Below are 19,386 nucleotides of genomic sequence, written 5' to 3'. Positions count from 1 at the left end.
TGTAGAATCGTGGGCAAGCTCACGTCCGCGCTGGTGGCATTCTGTACCCGCGCCATCAGGTACGGCGGGCATTGAAAGGGAATTTGATGACCGTCGCGGCTGATACCGGCCCCGCAACCGTGCACACAGTGGTGGCGGATTCCTTCCAGGAATGGAGCCGGGCCATCTCAGCATCCTTCGTGCCGTTGCTGGCCAAAGCCCCTAAAGGCGCCAAAGACGCCAGCTTCCACGGGACCATGCGGGCGCGGGTCCTGGGTCAGATTTCCGTGGTCGAAATAACGGCTGGTCCCCATACGGCCCTGCGAACGCCTGAGCTGATCGCCAAGTCCACCGGACGCTTCTTCAAGCTCAGCATCCAGCTCTCCGGCTCCGGGCGCCTGGTTCAGGACGAACGCGAAGCGGTGCTCGGCCCCGGGGACCTCTCCATCTACGACACCTCCCGCCCTTACCAACTAACGTTCGACGACGACTTCCGCACGTTGGTGCTGATGTTCCCGCACGTCCTCCTGGACTTGCCGGCCGAAGCCATGGGCCACGTAACGGCCCTCCGGATTCCCGGGGACGAAGGCCTCGGCGAGCTCATCAGCCCCTTCCTGGTAAGGCTGGCCGATAACCTCGAAGCACTTTCAGGAGCGAATGGCCTCCGTCTGGTCCATAATGCACTGGACCTGGTCACTACCCTGTTCAACGGGGAACTGGACCAGCTCATCGAGACAGGCCGCGATCCCCACCTCCTCCTGCTGGGCCGTATCCATGACTACATCGAGGCCAATCTGGGTGACCCCGAGCTTTCCCCGGGAACCATAGCCGCCGCCCACTACATCTCCACCCGGCACTTGCACGATCTTTTCCAGGAGATCGGCACCACCGTGGCCGCGTCCATCCGGCAGCGCAGGCTCGAACGCTGCAGGCGCGACCTCCTGGATCCGGTCCTGGCAGACCGGCCCGTCACGACCATTGCGGCGCGGTGGGGATTCACTGACGCAGCCCACTTCAGCCGGATCTTCCGGGCTGCCTTCGGCAACTCCCCCACCGGCTACCGCAACAGCCACTAACGGAAACCTTCCCGGCAACCGAAGGGCCGACGTCCCGCCACCTGGAGAACAGGCAGGCGGAACGCCAGGCAAATGACTAGGCTGCCGCCGTCGGGGCTGTCCCTTCATCCGCCACGGCAGCCATCTCGTTCAGCATCGCCCGCAGCAGGCGCCCTTCCAACTCAGCGAAGGCAGGATCACCCGCTCGGTTGAGCAGTTCGCCGGGGTCTGTGCGGTGATCGTACAGTTCGGCGACGTCGGTACCGAAGTACCGTGTCAGCCTGCCTTCTGCAGTGATGATCGTCCGCATCCTCACCGGCCCGGGAAGTCCGTCGAGCCCGAACGGCTGCTCTTCCTCCACCAGCAAAGCATCCCGGTGCCCCTCCGCAGATCCCTGCAGCAGAGGAACCAGAGAGCGGCCCTGGATACCCCGGTACGGCATCGAACCAGTGAGCTCGAGCAAGGTTGGCGCCAAGTCGGCACTGGAAACCAGCGCCCGGGTGCGGCCCGTCGAGGTGCCGGGAACGTGCAAGACCAAGGGAACATTCGTCACCGCCCGGTAGTGGACAAAGTGCTTGAGCATGAGCCCGTGGTCCCCAAACAAGTCTCCGTGGTCACTCGTGAAAACGATGATGGTGTCCTCGGCCAGGCCTTGGCGATCGAGCTCGTCCAGGATTCGGCCGATGTGCTCGTCCATCATGGTGATCAGCCCGTACTGTGCGGCCGCCGCATGCCGGTATTGTTCCTCCGTTGCTGACCAGGTCATGGTGGGGTCCGGGTTCGGATGGCCCCGGTGTTCCATCATTGCCTGGATATGCGCCGGCGACGCCGAATGGTCCTGGTCGAAACCCAGCGGCAGGGGCAACGCCCCGGGATCGTAGAGGTCCGAGTAGCCTGCCGGAGGTGAAAAGGGGTGGTGGGGATCAGGGAATGAGACAAACATGAAGAAGGGCTGGTCCTGGCCCGCCGCATCCTTCAGATGCTCGATTGCCTTCTCGCTCACATAGCTGGTGGGATGCACTTCGGCGGGAATGGCTGTCTGGTACACCTGATCCCATCCGCCGTAGCGGCTGGCGGAGTTGCCTGCACCACCCAATGTTTCGGGGTCGACGCCACGCTCCCTGGCCCAATGCACATAATGGCCTCCGGGCCGATCCCCATGACCAATGACGAGGTCCACGTGTTGATAGCCGTAGTAGTCAGCAGGGAGCCCGATGAAGCGCTCATCATGCGCCTCGCGGTTCTCCCACTGATCCCAACCCGGGGCGTAGCCTCGCCGGTGGGCGTCGCCCACAGTTGGATCCAGGAGCATCGGATCGGTGCTGCGGATCTCCTTGACCTGGTCCGGCTCAAACTCCCATCCCATGTTTTGGTGGTGGAGTTTTCCTACTCCAACAGTGCGGTAACCGCCCGCTGCCAAGGATCCGGGAACGGTCTGCGTCAACGGATCCAGCGTGATTCCGTTGCAGCGCGTCCCGTGCGCCGAGGGCCACCTGCCAGTCATCAAGCTGGCCCTGTTGGGCATACAGGTAGGGTTCGCCACAGTCGCGTTCTCGAAAACCACGCTCCGGGCCGCGAGCGCATCAAGGTTGGGCGTCCGGACGACCTGATTGCCACCGAAGCCCATGTGGTCTGCCCGTAATTGGTCTGCGATGAAGAACAGGACATTGGGTCGGCCCTTGGCGCTAGTGCGGCGCTCCCCCGTCATGCTGGCCTCTTGATGAGGGACAGCACTTCGGTCCGCTGGCGTGCGAACTCCGGAAGCGAGCGCGTGGTGATCTGGTCCCGCGGAGCCGGCAGGTCGACGTCGACGATCTTCAGGACGCGGGCCGGTTTGGAGCCCAGGACCACAACGCGGTCTGCCAGGTAGACGGCCTCGTCGATGTCATGGGTCACCACCAGAATGGTCATGTTGAAGTCGTTCCTGATCTTCAGGCACAGGTCTTCGAGGTCGAAGCGTGTCTGTGCGTCCACGGAAGCGAAGGGCTCGTCCATGATAAGGATCTCCGGTCGGTATGCGAGCGCACGGGCAATCGCCACACGCTGCTGCATACCGCCGGACAACTGCCAGGGGTATTGGTTATCGGCGTGGGAAAGCCCGACGGCGGCCAGTGCACTGTCGCAACGTTCCTTCAGTTCTGCAGCGGGCAACCTTAGGTGCCGTAAGGGAAGAACGAGATTCTTGCGCACCGTGAGCCATGGCATGAGCGAACGGTTGTAGTCCTGGAACACCAGCGCCATTTCCGGCGGTGGGCCGCTGATGGTCCGGCCATCGATGGCTGCCCGTCCGCTGCTGGCCGGATGAAGCCCGGCCAGGCATTTCAGGAGGGTCGTCTTGCCGACGCCGGAGGGACCGACGATGCAGACAACCTCGCCGGCATCCACGGTAAAAGTGAGGTCTTCGATGACTGCATGGGATTTTTCCCCACTCCCGTAGCTTTTGGCCAGGTGAGCCACGTCCAAACGTGGGGTGGTCGCGTTTATGCGGGTTTCTGGTTGCTGTGCCATGGCGGACTTTCTGTTTCGGGTGGAAACGCTTGGGGCCTGTCGGAGGCTCATGCTGCACGCGCCATGCGCCGGGAGCCGATGTACCAGGACAGGACCTTGCGCTTGAGCAGGCTGAAGAGGACATTGACCAGGAATCCGATCACGCCCAGGAGCAGGATCCCGGCCCACATGTCCGCTGTCATGAAGCTCTGCTGCGCGAGCAGCGTCATGGCTCCAATGCCCTGGGAACTGCCCAGCATCTCGCTGGCGATCATCACGATGAAGGCAACTTGCAGGCTCACCTGCAAGCCGGAGAAGATCTGCGGCGCGGCCGCGGGAAGGAGGACATTCAGGACCCGTTCCTTCCGGGTCAGCCTATAGACCCTGGCCACATCCATGAGGTCGTTGCCCACCCCACGGATACCGTCCACGGTCGCGATCATCGTGGGGAACAGCGCCGCCAGCGCGATGCTGGTCACACGCATCTGGGTGCCGAATCCAATGAGGGAGATGAAGATTGGCACCAGAGCGACCGGTGGGATTCCCCGTAGGAAGTGGATCAAGGGATCCACCATCCAGCGAACCGGGGGAACAAGGGCGGTCACAAACCCGATGGCAATCCCCGCAAAGGCTGCGATGGCAAATCCCAGGAACAGGTTTCCCAGGCTCAGCAACACATCTGACTGGAAATGCTCAAAGAGCCAGAGCTCCTGGAACCGGCCAAGGATGGTGCGCAACGGCGGGAAGAAGGGGTCAAGGGAGCTCTCGGACAGGAGCCACCATGCAACCAACAACAGCACGGGCGCGCCTGCGCCGATCAACCAATTTCTCATTGTGGGGTTTCTCATCACGGCACCACTTCACGGTAGGACTCATGCCAGTGCAGGATCCGGCGCTCGGCCAGCCGCGTGGCACCTTGGAACAACAGGCCCAGAACGCCCAGGACGATTACCAAGCCGTAGAGACTGGCGTAATCACCGGCAGCCTGGGCTTGGTAAATGCTTAGGCCCAGGCCCGGGCCACCGCCGAGCAGACCCGCCACAACGGTGACCACCAAGGCTGCCGGGGCAGCAACCCGCATGGCGGTTCCGATGTACGGCATGGCGCTGGGCAGGACCACACGGGCCAGGATTTCGGGCTCGCCCATGCCGTAGGACCGGGCAGTGTCCCTCGCAACGGGATCGGTGCTCTGGACTCCGTCGACAGTCTGCATGACTATCGGGAGCAGGCAGCCAAACACCACCAGGAACAAGGACATCTCCCCGGTTGGGCCGAGTACCAGCACCGCCAAGGGAAGGATGACGATGGGCGGAACGGGCTTCAGGAATTCCAGCACCGCCAAGGTAGCGAACCTTACGGTCTCAAAAGTTCCGACAAGCAGGCCCAGGATGACGCCCGCAACCGCTGACAAAGCCAGCGCCAGCAGTGCGATCCCGATCGTGGCTCCCAGCGAGGACCAGAACGTGTCCGTCCCCAGAATGGTTGCCAGGGTGCTGAATACTGTCGTGGCTGGTGGCAGGGCATTTCCTGCCACCTTTGCCTCGGCAAGGACCTGCCAGATGATTAGTGCTGCCGCAATGCCCAGCGCACTGAAGGATATTGGGCGGAGGGACCCTTTCATGATGAATCTCCCATGCTCGGTTTAGCGCTTACTTTCCGAAGACGAGATCGCCCGGCAGCTTCACAGGTGCACTGAGGAAACCGAGATCGGCAAGATTCTTATTGGCCCTTTCGATGTCCTCCATACGGACGTCCTCAGGCCAGTAATTGACCGCGCCTGATTTGACGACGTCCAGCGGGGTCTTGGTGATCTCGGCGCTGACTTGCTGCGCCTCATCGATGTGCCCGTTGGCATAGGCGTTGGCCTTATATATGGCCGTCTTGAAACCCGCCAGCGCCTTCTCCTTGGATTTCACCGTGTTGGCACCCGATACCCAAAGTCCGATTGCGCCCTGTTCAAAAAATTCGACGCCGGGCGAAGCCAGCAGCCTGTTGCCCTCGGACATTGCCTTGGACGTAAACGGTGCAACGAGCGACGCTGCATCGACGCGTCCCGAGTTCAGGGATTGAAGGGCCGATGAAGGATCCAGAACCATCCAGTTCACCTTCGCGGGATCGCCGCCGTCGTCCTTGACGAGTTTGCTGACTGTGACTTCCAACTGTGCTTTGCGAGCCGGCACGCTGACGTTCTTGCCTTCCAGGTCCTTCGGCCGGGAGATCGACGATGCCTTCTGGACCAGGAGCCCTGTGTCATCGACGCGGTTGAGGTCGCTGGATTCTCCTGCGCCGTCTTTATAGCCGTCCGCAGCAGCGATGATCTTGAGCGGCACATTCTGGCTCAGCGCATTCAGCAGTGGGATAGAGGGTGTGTAGGTGAGATCGATCTGGCCGCTCTGGGCAGCTGCAATACCGGCGGGCGGGTTGGCAATAACAGAAGTCTCGACGTTGAGACCCTGTTCCTTGAAGTAGCCCTTGTCGATGGCGAGCCGGATCGCGGCGTCGGAACCAATGCCGATGGTACCTACCTTTAGTGTTGTGGTCCCGTCAGCGGCAGGAGTAGAAGCCGGGCCTGACCCGCCGCCGCAGGCTGCAAGTGTCATGGACAGGATTGCGGCCAGTGCCAAAGGAATACTGCGTCGCATGTGGTGCTCCTTGAATTTGCGAATGGTTTGGTACGGATGGGGGTTGTTCTAGCTGTTGGACTGATGGACCAGCTGATGGACCAGGCGGCCGTCACTGAGCGTGAGCCTGACCTCGGCGTCGAGGAGCTTCTCGATCTCCGCGTCGTCCGGCCAAGGGTTTGAGAGCAGGCAAATGTCTGCTGCCATTCCCGGTATCAGTGCTCCTTTGAAATGTTCTGCGTGGTCTTGCCAAGCTGCGCCAATGGTCATGGCAGCGAGCGCTTGGAGTCCGGTAATCCGTTCAGGATCGCCGGAGTTGCCGGGCGTGGAGCGGGTGGAACGACGAACAGCTGCCGCTACAGTGCGGCGCCAGTCGGGACTGGTCACGGGAGCATCAGAGGCCAGGTTGAAGTGCACGCCGGCCTCCAGCGCAGAATGCAGTGGCTGGTGGCGGGAGAACCGGTCCTCGCCCAGTACCTGACGCATCATGTCTCCGGCTTCCTCGCGGATCAGCGGGTTGGTGCTGTAGCCGATGCGGTGGGAAGCCATGGTTGCCAGGGTTTCAGTGTCAGTGAAGGCGCCATGGATGATGTAATGGCGATTTCCTGCCACCTTGGAGCCAGCTTCAGCGGTTCCATCAGCCGCTGCCACGATCGCTTCCACGGCAGCGGATGTGGCGGCGTCTCCCGTTGCGTGGACTCCTGCCTGCAGTCCCGCGTCGTTGATGAGCCCAAGGATCTGGTGGAGTTCGGCAACCCTTTGGGCGTCATCGGCACCTTGGATCACCAAGCTGCCGTGAGTGCAGGATTTTCCATACGGTTCGCTCATCCATGCGGTACCGCTGCGCGGAATGCCGTCGGCGAAGATTTTGACGCCGGCAATCCGCAACTGCTCCGGATCGATTCCCCTGTTCAGGTAGGTCTCGGCCAGTCCGCTTTGCAAGCCGTCGTCGATGGCCTTCGCATCGGCTCCCCCGGTTCCCGCGAACAGCATGAGGACATTGATCCTCAGTGTCAGTTCACCAGCTGCGGCGAGGTCGCCGAGTAACTCAAGTGCCGCCGTCGATCCCGCACCGTCCATGAGTCCGGCACTTGCAGGGCCCAGACCCGGATCCGTCAGCGAAGTAATGCCCAGCGAGTGCAGCTGTTCTTGGAACTGCAGCAGCGCGGGACGAAGCGTTGCCTCCGGCACCGGTGGCATCATCTTTGAGACGAGTTGCATGGCGCCGTCCTGAAGAAGGCCTGTTGGGCTGCCTTCGGCGGTCCGTACCAGCGTGCCACCGTCGATGTCTGCCGTAGCAGCAGTGACGCCGGCCCGACGCAGCGCTTCACGGTTGGCGAGAAGTTGATGGCCTGTGCTGTCGAAGGCAACCACAGGGGCATCCGGGCGGCAATCCAGCAAATATCCGCTTGCTGGTCCAAGCAGGGCCTCGTCCCAACCATGCGCCCGAACCCAGCCGTCCTCGCCGGTTGGCGCGCTGTTGACGAGGTCGACCACGGTCGTCCAGTCGGGAGCCACTGATGGATCCAGCCGGACATAGCCACACGCGGCCATTGCCGCCGATACGAAATGCAGGTGGGCATCGTTGATCCCGGGAATGACAGCGCCTCCGCCGGCATCCACAACCACGGTGTCGGGCCCGATGGCTCTTTCAGTTTCTTCTTTTCCCAGCGCCATAATGCGTCCATCCCTGACAGCTACGGCGTCAGACATCCGGGCAGGTTCTGCCGGGTCCATCGTGTGGACCGAGGCATTGACGATCACCAGATCGGCAAATTCTTGCATCGGTTCTCCTCAGATCACTGCATCCTCTGTGATGCAGACAACGTTCTAGAAAGAAGTATGTCGTCTGACTGGGTCACTTGACTAGGTTTTCCGGTAAAATTCTTTTCAAGGGTCTTTCCAAGGCTCTACGGCATTGCCAAAAGCAAGCTTGGGCGCAGAACGCCTAGGATCGATGAGACCGATGATCAGCGTGCCTGATCACGGAAATGACTGAGGACAGGAAGGGGCGCGGATGGCCAGGGTTCCCGCCGAAGCAAGGCGGCTGCAATTCGTTGAGGCTGCGGCGCGGGTCATTGCCCAGGACGGGCTCGCCTCGGCTACAACGCGTCGAATCGCCAGTGAAGCCGACGCGCCGCTTGCGGCACTCCACTACTGCTTCCGAAGCAAGGACGAGCTTCTGGAAGAGGTCTACAACTTCCTCAGCCGGGATTACGCGAAGGCATTGGAACCAGTCGCTGATCCCGGATTGGGCCTGCACCATATGATCGGCGCCCACGCGCGGCGCATTTGGACGCGCATGCTGGAGAACCCGCATGAGCAGGTGACCACGTTCGAACTGTTGCTCCGGCGATTCCGCGTCGAGGCCGATGACCAACCCCAGGCCCTGCTGATGAACCGCTCCATGTACGACGGCTGGGTCAGTTCAACCCTGGAGCTATTCCGTGGCGCGGCAGATGCCGCCGGTGAGTCAATCCCCCACAATCTGGAGGACGTCACCCGCCTGTTCATCTCCGGCATAGACGGCATCAGCATGCAGCATCTGGCGGACCCCGACGAAGAACGGTCAATGCGTCTGGTGGAGTTAATGGCCCGCTCCCTCGCCGGAGCACTGGACTACGCCTGAGGTCGACGCTTCATGACCAGATAAGTCAGAACTCCCAGCACCAACAAGCCCGCTGCGGCAGCCATGGATACGAGGAAGGCTGCACCGGGACCCTGGGTCTGTGCCAACTGCCCGGCAAGGTAGGATCCCAGTGCGGTGCCAGCCACGATCCCACTGGCCAAGGCTGTCATCACCGTAGCCATGCGGCCAGGAGGGGCCACCACGCCACCGATGCTGAACACCGTGACCATGACCGGCCCCACCGGGATTCCCAGCAACAGCAGCACGAACACCATGGGCCAGATGCCACCGGGAACCAGCAGCAGCAAGGCGAACAATGACATCGCAAGGGCAGCAGCTACCCACCGGGCAGCAAGGCTAAAGCGCTGCGGCCAGAACGCAACGGACAGCGCCGCCACGGCTGAGCTCAAACCCATCACGGAGTAGAGAAGGCCAGCAATTTCCGCGGTAGCGTACTGGGCAGAAAAGGCGCTCAGGGCGTTCTGCGTAGCACCAAAAAAGGTGCCCATGCACACCATTGCCACAACCGGCACGGCCACGACGGCGCCAACCCAGCGGTTCCCTCGCTTTGCTGTGGGTTGATTGGAACTACCCACGACGGCGGCGGCAGCAGCCTTACGCGGTGCCGGCACCACGGCCTGCTGGCTGGGGTGGACGGCGAAGGCTGGTACAAGCGTGATGGTCATGACCGCTGCCATGGCGAGGGGAAGCCAAGGTGCAATCAGGCTCGCCAGAATTCCAACCAGGGCCGGTCCGAGCACGAAGGTAACCTCATCAGCCGTGCCCTCATAGGAAAGTGCGGTGTCCAGATCTGCACGGCTGGCCGCGACGCTCCGGCCACCGCTCGCGGGAACTCCCGCCTCCTTTCCAGCAACATCTTTTGTGGAAACACTGGCCTGGCGGGCTGACGACAGGTTCCGGGTGGTCAGCGCCATCCAGCGAACACGGGCCATGGGGCCAACCTGCGGGCAACTCGCCCCGGCGAGGAAACCTGCCACGAGCACGCCCGTCGCGTCGAGCACGGAGACATAACTTGGGGTCACGTAAGCGGCAGCAAGAAGGCCGAGGACGGCCAGGGTGTTGACAACTGCCGCGACAAGCAACACGATGCGTTGGCCGGCGCGATCCGCCAGCGAGCCGAGGACAGGAGCTCCGACGGCTGAACCGATACCTACTGCTCCGGCAGCCATGCCACCGATTGCGTAAGAATGACTCACCGCTGTAACCAAGGTCAGTGTTCCCACGGTGAGCATAGCCAACGGGAGTCTTGCGAAGAGGCCGAGGGGCAGGAACCCCGGCCCGGCGAGCTCAGGCAGCCTTGCGAACCTCCCGGGCAGGCGGGATCGATGATTGGATGACGTTGTGGTCGGTTGCGAAGGCAGTGGCTTTGAAGCCAAAGAAGATTTTTCCATAGTTCCGGGTTCGCTAAAGTCTGCGCATCGTCCCTCCTCCCGATGCGCGCGACCCGGTGTAACGGATCCAGTCTATCGGATCCGGTCTCAGGCAGGCATTGCTTCGGCAACAACCACCGTGGAACCATGGCGGCCCTTGACCACGTGCACTTGGCTGCTGATGCGCTGCTTCATTTCTGCGACGTGGCTGACCAGCCCGACAACCCTGCCGCCGTCGCGCAAACCCTCCAAGGCATCCATCACCTGTTCCAAGGCTTGCTCGTCCAGGCTTCCGAACCCTTCATCGACAAAGAGCGTTTCAATGTCCACTCCGCCGGCCTCCTGCTGTACAACATCCGCAAGGCCAAGGGCCAGCGACAAGGAGGCCATGAAGGATTCCCCGCCGGAGAGCGTGGATGTGTCACGTCGCTGGCCCGTCCATTCATCCACCACTTCCAGTCCGAGACCGGATTTCTGGTTACGTGCAGCCCGGGCGTCAGTGTGTTGCAAGGTGTAGCGGCCATCGCTCATGGCAACGAGCCTCTCCGAAGCTGCGATTGCCACTTGCTCCAGCCGGGCAGCCAGCACATAGCTGTTCAAGCTCATGCGGTAGTTGTTATCTCCCGCGCCGCGAAGGGTGTCCGCCAGCCCACCCAACAAGTTGGCATGCTCGCGCGGTTCCCTTCCTGCCTCGGCAAGGTTTTGATAGTCCGCGCGGATCCTCTGCACAGACCGCACAGCTTTGCTTGCGAGCCCCGCGGAAAGCGCCAATGCCTTTGCAGCTTCCATGGCGTGGGCAGCCTCAGTCTTGGCGGCCCTGAGTTCGTCCTCCGGCGGGGGAAGTTCGCCGATGCTGACTTCCTTCGCTGCCATGACGAGTTCCTCGCCGGCAAACAGTTCATCCAGCCGGGCAGCTTCGGCCTCGAAATCCGCGAGGGCTTTCTCCAATGCCACAACATCCGAGGGTGACATGAGCTCGCGACGCACATCCTCGACCGATGAAAATCCGGACCCGGGCAATGCCCTTTCCAGCGCAGCGAGCGCCTCCAGGCGCGCAGCCCCGGCACGTTCGAGTTCGTTCGCCGCATCCACGGCAGCCTCAAGCAGCAAACGCCGGGAGGTGAGAGCTTCTGCCCGCTCACGAAGGCTGGCGAAGCCCTGTCTCAGGCCGACTAGCTCCTCTTCAAGCGCAAGGTACTGTTCCTGAAGCAACTCGACAGCAGAGCTTGCTTGCAAGGCGGCATTCGTTGACCCGGCATGTTCCTCCTGCAGGAGGGTAATGCGCTTAGTGAGATCCTCATGCTCTTTGCCGAGCTTCTCCAACGCGCCAGAGGCCTTTCGGGCTTCGATCGCCGCAGCTTCGGATGCGACCAAGCGGGCGGCCGATTCCTCTGGATCTGCGGAGCCACCCTGGGCAGCCAGGCCCGCCAGCAACTGTGCGGCTCTTGATACCTCTTCCGCGCTGCGTCCCAGAGCCTTTTCGCTCGCTTCAAATAGTTTGCTGGCCTCTTCCTCTTCCTGGGCGATGGAAAGTGCAGAACGCGCTGCGGCGGCGGGATTCGGGTGCTCGTTGCTGCCACAAACGGCGCAAGGCTGCCCAGGCACAAGGGCTGCCGCGAGCTCACCGGCTGCATTGGCCAAGCGCGCCTCCCTCATGTCAAGCCATGCTTGCCTGAGGTCCTGCGTTTTGTTGCGGGCACGGGCGTGGCGCTCAGTGACGTCCTTCAACTCGGCGGCGGCAGCTTCATGACGGGACACAACCGACACTAGTTCGGCGGCAGCGGCGGCCTCCCGTTCGAGGTCTTCGACGCAGGCAGCCGAGGGTTCCAGTGCCGCCATCCCGGCCTTCACCGCTGATTCCTCGGCCCGAAGGTGTTGCAGGGATTCTGCTGCTGCTTGCTCGGCCGCCAGGTGGCTGGAGTGTTCTTTTCGTTTGGCTGCGAGTCGGGTGGCCACGTCCTCCATGCGCCGCTCATCTGGAAGCCGGGCCTCGAGGACGGCAAGGGTGGTCTTAACTGTCTCAAGCGCAGCAACAGGATGTGCCGCATCCAAGCCCTTGGATTCAAGCTGCTCCCGGGATCTGTCCCTGTCCACCAAGGCAGACCGGAACTTACGCTCCGTGGCGTCCAAGGCGTCGAGTTGTCCCCCAAGGACGGCCGCACGGCGATGTCCTCCCAGCTTTTCCTTGTTTTCCAGTGCCCGCGCAGCAGCTAGTTCATGCAGAACCCGCCGCTGCATCCCAGCAGCAAGCCTGGCATGCCGTTGGGCCTTCTCCTGGTCCTCCTGAAGTTGTTCCGCAAGCCGTATGGCCTGGGCATCAGCTGCGGTGGCCTCGTCTTGACGTCGCCCACCTTCTTCCAGCAACTCCATCTCCAGGGCCGCCAGCCATGCCTCTGGCGCCTCGGCAGCTGTCTCCGCATTTGAGAGCTCATCGGGAAGGCCAAGCTGCTCCCGTTCCGCGGCTGCCCTGCCAAGCAGCATCTTCAGTTCGGCCGCATTGTCCTGGACGGCGCGAGCGGCTTCGGCCGCCTGCCGCGCAATTTGCTTCTCCACGGACTCGAATCGCTGCGTCCCAAAGAGTTTTTGGAGGAGCTCGAGCCGATCATTGGCTTTGGAGCGAAGGAACGCCGCAAAGTCACCCTGGGGAAGCATCACAACGCGCGTGAACTGGTCCCGGTCCATACCCAAAAGCTCGGAGAGCTCGGCGCCGACTTCGTCATTACGCGAAGATTTTTCCTCCCAGACTCCGGAAACCCACTCGCGGAGCAGTGTCTTGGCTTGTTGGGTAGTGAAGCCGTTCCGGCCGCGCGCGCTGGGGCGTTCCCATGCCGGGGAACGGCTGACTTCGAAACGCCTGCCGCGGGCCGAGAATTCGCACACCACACGGGGTTCGGCACCCGGCGCTGCATGATCGCTGCGAAGACGCTTACCTTCCTGGCGTGCACCCGGAACGGAGCCATAGAGGGCGAAACAGATGGCGTCGAGGATGCTGGTTTTGCCGGCCCCGGTGGCGCCGTTGAGCAGAAACAACCCCTGTGCACTGAGTTGATCAAAATCAATGTGCTGCGCAGTGGCAAAAGGCCCGAAAGCCTCAATTTCCAGTCGATGGATTCTCACAGTTCAGCCTCCTCCAAGCGCACGGCCTCGAGGGCGGCGCGCAGGGCAGCTTCTTCCGCAGATCCGGGACTGCGCTCCCGAACGTGTTCCAGGAATCCGCAGCAGACCTCAAGGTCGTCCTGGGCGGCTGCAAGCCTGCTGCTGTAACTGACTTTGTCTTTGGTTCCAGCACCCTCGGGGTCGAAGGACAGAACCAAGGTGTCAGGAAAGCGGGTTCGGAGCTGCTCCATAGCCTGGGCGGGCCGCTCGGCATCCGTGAGGGTGATTTGGCAATAGGCAGCTTCAGCCCAGGCGTGCTCGCCCGATTCAAGGAGATCGTTCAGCTTGCCTCTCAACACGGCCAGGATCTTGGCAGCTTCCCAAAGAATTTCCTGGACACCGATGCTTCCATCGGCATCGATATCAACCAACCACGCGCCCTTGCAATGTTTGGCTTCGGAGAACGAATAAGCCAGAGGGGAGCCGGAGTAGCGGACATTCGGGGCAAGTTCCTGCCGGCCGTGCAAGTGACCAAGTGCCGTGTACGCAAAGTCCTCGAAGAGATCCAGGGGCACTGCGCCCAACCCTCCGATGCTCAAGTCCCGTTCACTGTCAGAAGTGATACCTCCACTGGCAAAAGTGTGTGCAAGGACCACCGGATGCACTGCGCCTGTTGTACGGCGGTCCTGGAGGTCGCGCCGAATCCGCTCGGTTGCTTCACGGGTGACCTCGAAATGACTCGCAGTCTCCACTTCCAGCCGCTCCGCGACAAGCCGCGGTTCCAAATAGGGAATCCCATAGATCGCAAGTGTGGCGCTGCTCTCCCCATCTTTTCCGAAGGGAACAAGCACGGGAACGTCCAGGTCCTCGACCCTCGTCCTGAGGTGAACGCCGCCGCGTTCGAGCAAGCGGGACGCGAATCCGAGCCGAATGGCGGAATCGTGGTTGCCGCTGGTGAGCACTACGGTGGCCCCGGCTTGGGTAATACGCACCAAGGCGTCGTCGAGAAGTTTGACGACATCGAGTCCAGGCAGGGCGCGATCATAGACGTCACCCGCAATGAGGACAACATCTACAGACATCGCTTCTACGAAGGACACGAGCTGGTCCACAAAACCGCGCTGGGCTTCAAGCATGCCAACGCCGTGGAATGACCGGCCGAGATGCCAATCGGAGGTATGGAGTAACCGCATATTTTCAAGCTAACTGTGGGCACCGACAAAAAAGCGCAGACAGGCCGTCCGGCGTCGATCCTCTCCTGCTGCTAGCCCTTCTTTCCGTCGAAGAAGTTGCGGGCGTCATCTGCGGCAGCTTCTTTCCGGACAGTCCCGGTCTCCACTGCGTCTGCCTCTGCCTCTGCCTCGAAATCATTAGTGTCATCCACATCCAGGTGCTGGTCCCCGCGGCTTGGGACCGACGCCAACGTCGCGTCATCTCCAAGGCTGGTGGCCGCGGAGGCGTAGCCAAAGCCGCGGAAGGCCAGTCCGGCCAGTGCGGCCCCCATCAGTGGAGCGACCCAAAAGAGCCACAATCCTTCCAAGGCCCAGGAAGGGCTGAAGAAAGCCAGCGCAGTTGCGCGTGCGGGATTAAACGGAAGGTTGCCAAGGACCTGGCCAAACTGCAGCAACACGGCGACGCAAAGGCCTACAGCAAAGGGAGCCACGGCAGGAAAGGCACGGCGTCCGGCAGTCGCTCCAAGGAACACCGCAACCAGCAAGGCGGAGCCAACCACTTCAACAATCAAGACCCCTGCCATCTGGGTTTGGGCAGCAGCATGCTCTCCATAGCCGGCCGCCACAGAGCCGAAGGCCGCCCGCGCATCCGTCAGGACCGGAACTGTCAGAACCACAACGTAGGCAAGAGCTGCGCCGATCACGCTGCCGATGATTTGGGCCGCAAGGTAGGCCACAGCTGCCAGCGCGCGGATGCGGCCGGCAATCAGGTTGCCCAGAGTGATTATCGGATTGAAGTGACCGCCGGAAACATGACCGAAGGCCAGCATGGCCACTGTCACCGTCAGGCCGGTCGCAAGGGCGGCGGGTAGGGGCGCTGATGAAGGGTTCGAGAAGATCGACACACCCACGGCCACGAGCACAACAAACATCGAACCGACGGCTTCAGCCGACAGCCGCGCGAACAGCCCCGGTTCGTGGTCGGTCGTGGCTTGCACTGGAGAGGTCATGTCGAATGATTCCTAACGATTGGTGGTGTGGACCCGCTGATGGCTTCGTTGCGCGCTGGGCGAAGATGATCTCTTCGAGGCGATGACTCCGAGGCCGGACGGCAACGCCAAAACTCCCTGGACGAGGGAGAGCCCTTGAGCATCCTGCCAGTTGAGTCTGAACAGTTGCTGAGTCCCTGCTGACTCCCGATCCGAGCTTAGCCGCCCAGGGCGATGGCCGCGATCGCAGTTCCGCCCAGCCCTATCACGGCAAGGGTGCTGACAAAGATGAGTCGTGCCGAAGCTGCTTCGTTTCCAGCATGAAGCTGCCGTGAGCGGACCCACACAACACAAGCCAGGACAATGGTGGCGGCAGCAGCCATGAGGGCGCAGATGCCTTGGTAATCCAGCCCGGGAAGGCCCGGAATCAGACGGCCCGCAGAGGGCTCGGAGGTAAGCCAACTGCGCCAGATGAACAGATCCACCACCACAAGCGAAATGAGGGTGCGCCGCCACGCCAGCGTGGTCCGTTCCGGCTGAAGGCCGGGATCACGGAGGTCCATGCTCAACGCGCAAGCCTCGTCATCGCGCAAACCTGGTCATCGCGCCACCAAAATCAACACGGCGAAAGCGAATGCTGCCACGGCCACCACGATCGTCATGAGCAGCATCACCCAGGAGAACGGCAAGGCTTCATCGTTGCGCATCGCAGCTTCCATTTGCCCCCACCTGCGGTAGGACAGCGCCGCCAGGCCGGCCCCGATGAGGGACAGAAGGACACAGAGGACGATCCTTACCGGCTGCGGGGCAATGTTCGGAGCCAACTGATCGATGGCAATCGATCCGGCCAGTAATGCCAGGGAGGTACGGATCCAGGCAAGGAAGGTGCGTTCGTTCGCCAAGGAGAACCTGTAGTCAGGTGTCTTGCCTGTCCGTCGCCAAGCCGGTTCACGCACGTCGTCTCTCCAAGTTTTCCTAGTGCTGGGCAGCCTCCCAACCATATCAGCGGCCGTTCACATCAGTTGCGTACGCCATCCGTTGCGTACCCACGTCCGTTGCGGACCCCATCAGTTGCATAGCAGGGCGCGGTAAGTTGATGGCATGAGTTTTGAAGCCTCCTCCCCCGCCGCCCCATCGTTTGAATCCCGCGTCCACGGGACACTGCTGGGAGGGGCATTGGGTGATTCCCTTGGCTACGCAGTGGAGTTCGACCGCCTTGATGCCATTCGTGCCCGTTACGGTTCCGCCGGACTCACGTCCTTTGACCAGCTCGACGCCGTCGGCCAGTTTTCGGACGACACCCAGATGACGCTGTACACAGTGGACGGTCTGGTCGACGCCCTCGAATGGGCCAATGATGGGGTGGCAGCAGATGAGATCGCCTGCCTTTGGCTGGCCTACCTTCGCTGGCTGGCAACCCAGGACGTTGCCGTTTCCCCTTCTGCCCCCGTTCCACAACCGCGGTGGATAGACGGCCAGGAAGTACTCCGGCGTCGTCGGGCCCCGGGAAACACGTGCCTCAGCGGATTGGCTTCAGGAGAAATGGGCACTGTGGCCAGGCCAGTCAATCCCGATTCCAAGGGGTGCGGCACTGTCATGCGTTCAGCACCTTTTGGACTCGTGCCCCATATCTCCCGCGAAGCCGTGTACAAACTCAGTTCAGATGCTGCGTCGTTGACGCACGGACACCCGTCAGCGCGGTTAAGCGCGGCTGCCTTCAGCTTGTTGATCCAGAATATTGTGGCTGGCAGTGACGTCCGCACCGCAGCTTCCGCCGCCTTGGACTACGTGAGTGGCGTGCCCACCAAAGCTCCCGAACTCCCTGAGCGTCTGGAAGCGGCATTGAGGTTGTCGTTGGAGCCTGCTCCCCTCGGCCCTGAAAAGCTGGTAACCACACTGGGCGAGGGCTGGGTGGCAGAGGAGGCACTCGCCGTCGGGCTTTATGCCGTCCTGTCCACGCACGGCAGTGAGCCGGCGGAGCACTTCCGCAAGGCTATCGCGGTGGCCATCAACCACAGTGGGGACAGCGATTCCACCGGTTCCATCGCGGGAAACATTTTGGGTGCCTGGTACGGCGAAGCATGCCTTCCCGGCCGATGGCTCGAGGCGTTGGAAGGCACGGAGGTCATTCGTGGCATGGCGGACCGGTTGCTCGCTGTCACTACAGGCTGATCGGCCCGCACGTCAGCTGCGTCGCAGCGCGATGTTCTCGCAGGCTTCGCAAACCTCCGCGGGAATCAATCCGCGACGCTGGAGGATGCCAAAGATGGCGCAACCAAGGCAAAAGCCGAGGAACGCCTCAAGCGAGGCCGCAACGATCAACAGTGCGAGAAGGATCCACGCAGCAGGCTGCAACCCCGTGAAAAAAAGCACGACGGCGGCACTGCTCAAAGCGGTTCCCCAACCTTGCGCGAAGCGCTTCGGAGGACCGGCCACCAACTTGGCGTGCCTGATGCGCGGGGCCAAAACCTTGACCGAGAGCAGGGCGAGCGGCGAAATCCGAGGGCCGAAAAGGACACGGAGCCAGAAACCGATTGCCACGGCAACCAGGCCCACGGACGAGCCTGTCAGCAGTGTTGCGACAGCCAGCAGCACAACCAGTCCGGCCGTGATCCGGGCGGCGTATTCATTGACAGGGTTGGGAAAGGCGAAGACGACGCGCCAATCAACGCCGGCTTTCCCTGGGCCAACGGCTTGGCGTACCGATGACTGGGACAGGTTGTCCTTGGTCATGCACCAAGGCTAGGAGCACGGCTCCCCGGACTGGAAGCATTGTTTCGCACTATGACCCACGCCGAGCCAGACCGCCTGCCAGGCTGAAGTCAGTTCCCGCCCACCATTTGCAGGAATTCCCCTTCCGAGACAACCTCGATCTGCTGACCTTTCGCGTGAAGTTCCAAAACCCGCTTCGCTTTCCCTGTAAGCCGTCCGGCGCGCAGGTCTCCGGCCACGAACCCGTCCCCCACCACAAGGACAGTGGTGCGTGCGGTCACCCTGCTTTCCGGCCGTGCACCCATCTCTGCAGCACGTGACTTAGCCTCCGGACGGGTCATGATGAGGTCGCCCGTGAAGACCACCGTCTGGCCGAACAGTGGATGCCCTGGTTCGGCCGTGGGATTCGGCAACGGATTGGGGCCTTCCTCGGGCCACGCCGAGAATGGGCGACCCGAACCGTTCAAGGCGCCGTCCAGGGTTTGCTCCGCAGGGCTGCCTGCCTTCCTGCCCGCGGACCCCGTGCCTGCTAGCGCCTTGCCTGCGAGAGCGGCAAGGGTGGGCTTGGAGAGGCCATTCATGGGATCGAAGGCAGGTTGCCTGGGCAACGTGAGGCCCAGCGAAAGATACAGTTCCGCGATGCTGTTGGCGTTGTTCCGACGGGCGATGTCCACCAGGATTCCTGCACAGGCGCGTGCGTCCTCGGCGGCGTCGTGGTGGTTGACCAGGGGTACTCCGGCTTCCTCCGCTGCATACGGCAGAGAGTTGGACACCAATGAGTAGCAGCGGCGGGACAGCATCACGGTGCAAACGTACTCGTAGGCCGGGCCTGCAAGCCCGGAGACCTCCAGGCCGGATCGGATAACGCCCAGATCGAAGGCTGCGTTGTGGGCCGCAAGTACGTCGTTGCCGATGAAGGCGCCAATTTCAGGGAAGAGGTCCCCGAACCTGGGACGGCCGGCAACGTCTTCGGCACGGATGCCGTGGATGCGGGTGTTGTGAAACTCGAAGTGGTCGTGGTTCTCCGGGGGCCGCATGAGCCAGGAGGCTTCTTCCACCACCACACCGCCGCGGACTTTGCTGAGGCCAACCGAACACGGCGACCCCCTGAAGCCGTTGGCTGTTTCAAAGTCGATCGCCGTAAAGTCCAATGCCACTGGACAAGGTTACAGGCGGAAAGGGTGCCCTCTTGCCGGTTTCCGCGGCGGGGCGGCGTTTCCGGACCGCTTTGTGGCGAGTGTTACCTCGTGGTGTT

At 62.1% G+C, this 19,386-nt stretch carries 17 protein-coding genes; 3 read left to right on the top strand and 14 right to left on the bottom strand.

The genetic code is table 11. The features are described 5' to 3' along the window. Positions 1 to 86: 86 nt before the first annotated feature. On the top strand, positions 87 to 1,055 hold the full coding sequence (locus ABIE18_RS09865; protein WP_499722507.1) for an AraC-like ligand-binding domain-containing protein: 969 nt from the start codon (positions 87 to 89) through the stop codon (positions 1,053 to 1,055). Positions 1,056 to 1,131: 76 nt separating this feature from the next. Here ABIE18_RS09865 and ABIE18_RS09860 read toward each other — a convergent pair whose 3' ends face one another. Genes ABIE18_RS09860 through ABIE18_RS09835 form a run of 6 tightly spaced genes read right to left on the bottom strand, consistent with a single transcriptional unit; the run spans position 1,132 to position 7,927 of the window. Then, the gene (locus ABIE18_RS09860; RefSeq protein WP_499722506.1) at positions 1,132 to 2,742 is read right to left on the bottom strand and encodes a sulfatase-like hydrolase/transferase; all 1,611 of its coding nucleotides are present in this window, start codon (positions 2,740 to 2,742) and stop codon (positions 1,132 to 1,134) included. Continuing rightward, positions 2,739 to 3,593, bottom strand: coding sequence for an ABC transporter ATP-binding protein (locus ABIE18_RS09855; protein ID WP_498700179.1), 855 nt, complete (start codon positions 3,591 to 3,593; stop codon positions 2,739 to 2,741). The genes ABIE18_RS09860 and ABIE18_RS09855 overlap by 4 nt, the downstream gene beginning before the upstream one ends. Next, positions 3,590 to 4,369: an ABC transporter permease gene (locus ABIE18_RS09850; RefSeq protein ID WP_499722504.1), complete on the bottom strand. Its 780-nt coding sequence runs from the start codon at positions 4,367 to 4,369 to the stop codon at positions 3,590 to 3,592. Before ABIE18_RS09850 ends, ABIE18_RS09855 begins: the two co-directional genes overlap by 4 nt. Then, positions 4,369 to 5,142 (bottom strand): ABC transporter permease, encoded by a 774-nt coding sequence (locus ABIE18_RS09845; protein WP_499722503.1) that lies wholly within the window; start codon positions 5,140 to 5,142, stop codon positions 4,369 to 4,371. The genes ABIE18_RS09850 and ABIE18_RS09845 overlap by 1 nt, the downstream gene beginning before the upstream one ends. A gap of 28 nt (positions 5,143 to 5,170) precedes the next feature. Further along, on the bottom strand, positions 5,171 to 6,163 hold the full coding sequence (locus ABIE18_RS09840) for an ABC transporter substrate-binding protein (protein WP_499722502.1): 993 nt from the start codon (positions 6,161 to 6,163) through the stop codon (positions 5,171 to 5,173). A 48-nt stretch (positions 6,164 to 6,211) separates the two neighbouring features. Continuing rightward, positions 6,212 to 7,927, bottom strand: a complete 1,716-nt coding sequence (locus ABIE18_RS09835; RefSeq protein WP_499722501.1) for an amidohydrolase — start codon at positions 7,925 to 7,927, stop codon at positions 6,212 to 6,214. A 232-nt stretch (positions 7,928 to 8,159) separates the two neighbouring features. Here ABIE18_RS09835 and ABIE18_RS09830 point away from each other — a divergent pair, with 232 nt between their 5' ends. Continuing rightward, positions 8,160 to 8,771 carry a TetR/AcrR family transcriptional regulator gene (locus ABIE18_RS09830; protein ID WP_499722500.1) on the top strand — a complete coding sequence of 204 codons (612 nt, stop codon included), beginning with the start codon at positions 8,160 to 8,162 and terminating at the stop codon, positions 8,769 to 8,771. Here ABIE18_RS09830 and ABIE18_RS09825 read toward each other — a convergent pair. From ABIE18_RS09825 to ABIE18_RS09800, 6 genes are all read right to left on the bottom strand, one after another. Then, complete coding sequence (locus tag ABIE18_RS09825) at positions 8,762 to 10,183, bottom strand: MFS transporter (RefSeq protein WP_499722498.1); 1,422 nt, start codon at positions 10,181 to 10,183, stop codon at positions 8,762 to 8,764. The genes ABIE18_RS09830 and ABIE18_RS09825 overlap by 10 nt on opposite strands. An 87-nt stretch (positions 10,184 to 10,270) precedes the next feature. Next, positions 10,271 to 13,279 (bottom strand): AAA family ATPase, encoded by a 3,009-nt coding sequence (locus tag ABIE18_RS09820; RefSeq protein ID WP_499722496.1) that lies wholly within the window; start codon positions 13,277 to 13,279, stop codon positions 10,271 to 10,273. After that, entirely contained in the window at positions 13,276 to 14,451 is a 1,176-nt protein-coding gene (locus ABIE18_RS09815; RefSeq protein WP_499722495.1) for an exonuclease SbcCD subunit D, read from the bottom strand. Before ABIE18_RS09815 ends, ABIE18_RS09820 begins: the two co-directional genes overlap by 4 nt. Before the next feature lie 71 nt (positions 14,452 to 14,522). After that, positions 14,523 to 15,440 carry an MIP/aquaporin family protein gene (locus tag ABIE18_RS09810; RefSeq protein ID WP_499722494.1) on the bottom strand — a complete coding sequence of 306 codons (918 nt, stop codon included), beginning with the start codon at positions 15,438 to 15,440 and terminating at the stop codon, positions 14,523 to 14,525. Positions 15,441 to 15,637: 197 nt separating this feature from the next. Then, complete coding sequence (locus tag ABIE18_RS09805; protein WP_431120257.1) at positions 15,638 to 15,982, bottom strand: DUF202 domain-containing protein; 345 nt, start codon at positions 15,980 to 15,982, stop codon at positions 15,638 to 15,640. A gap of 36 nt (positions 15,983 to 16,018) precedes the next feature. After that, entirely contained in the window at positions 16,019 to 16,375 is a 357-nt protein-coding gene (locus tag ABIE18_RS09800; RefSeq protein WP_308169301.1) for a YidH family protein, read from the bottom strand. Between the two features lie 145 nt (positions 16,376 to 16,520). Between ABIE18_RS09800 and ABIE18_RS09795 the strand changes: the two genes are divergently transcribed. Then, complete coding sequence (locus tag ABIE18_RS09795) at positions 16,521 to 17,591, top strand: ADP-ribosylglycohydrolase family protein (protein ID WP_499722493.1); 1,071 nt, start codon at positions 16,521 to 16,523, stop codon at positions 17,589 to 17,591. Positions 17,592 to 17,603: 12 nt separating this feature from the next. Here ABIE18_RS09795 and ABIE18_RS09790 read toward each other — a convergent pair whose 3' ends face one another. Further along, positions 17,604 to 18,152: a DUF4395 domain-containing protein gene (locus tag ABIE18_RS09790; RefSeq protein WP_499722492.1), complete on the bottom strand. Its 549-nt coding sequence runs from the start codon at positions 18,150 to 18,152 to the stop codon at positions 17,604 to 17,606. 89 nt (positions 18,153 to 18,241) lie between these two features. After that, positions 18,242 to 19,288, bottom strand: a complete 1,047-nt coding sequence (locus ABIE18_RS09785; protein WP_499722491.1) for a 3'-5' exonuclease — start codon at positions 19,286 to 19,288, stop codon at positions 18,242 to 18,244. Between the last annotated feature and the right edge of the window lie 98 nt (positions 19,289 to 19,386).

Source organism: Arthrobacter sp. 2762 (assembly GCF_040548745.1).
GTDB lineage: Bacteria > Actinomycetota > Actinomycetes > Actinomycetales > Micrococcaceae > Arthrobacter.
This window is presented reverse-complemented; position numbering and strand designations above follow the sequence as displayed.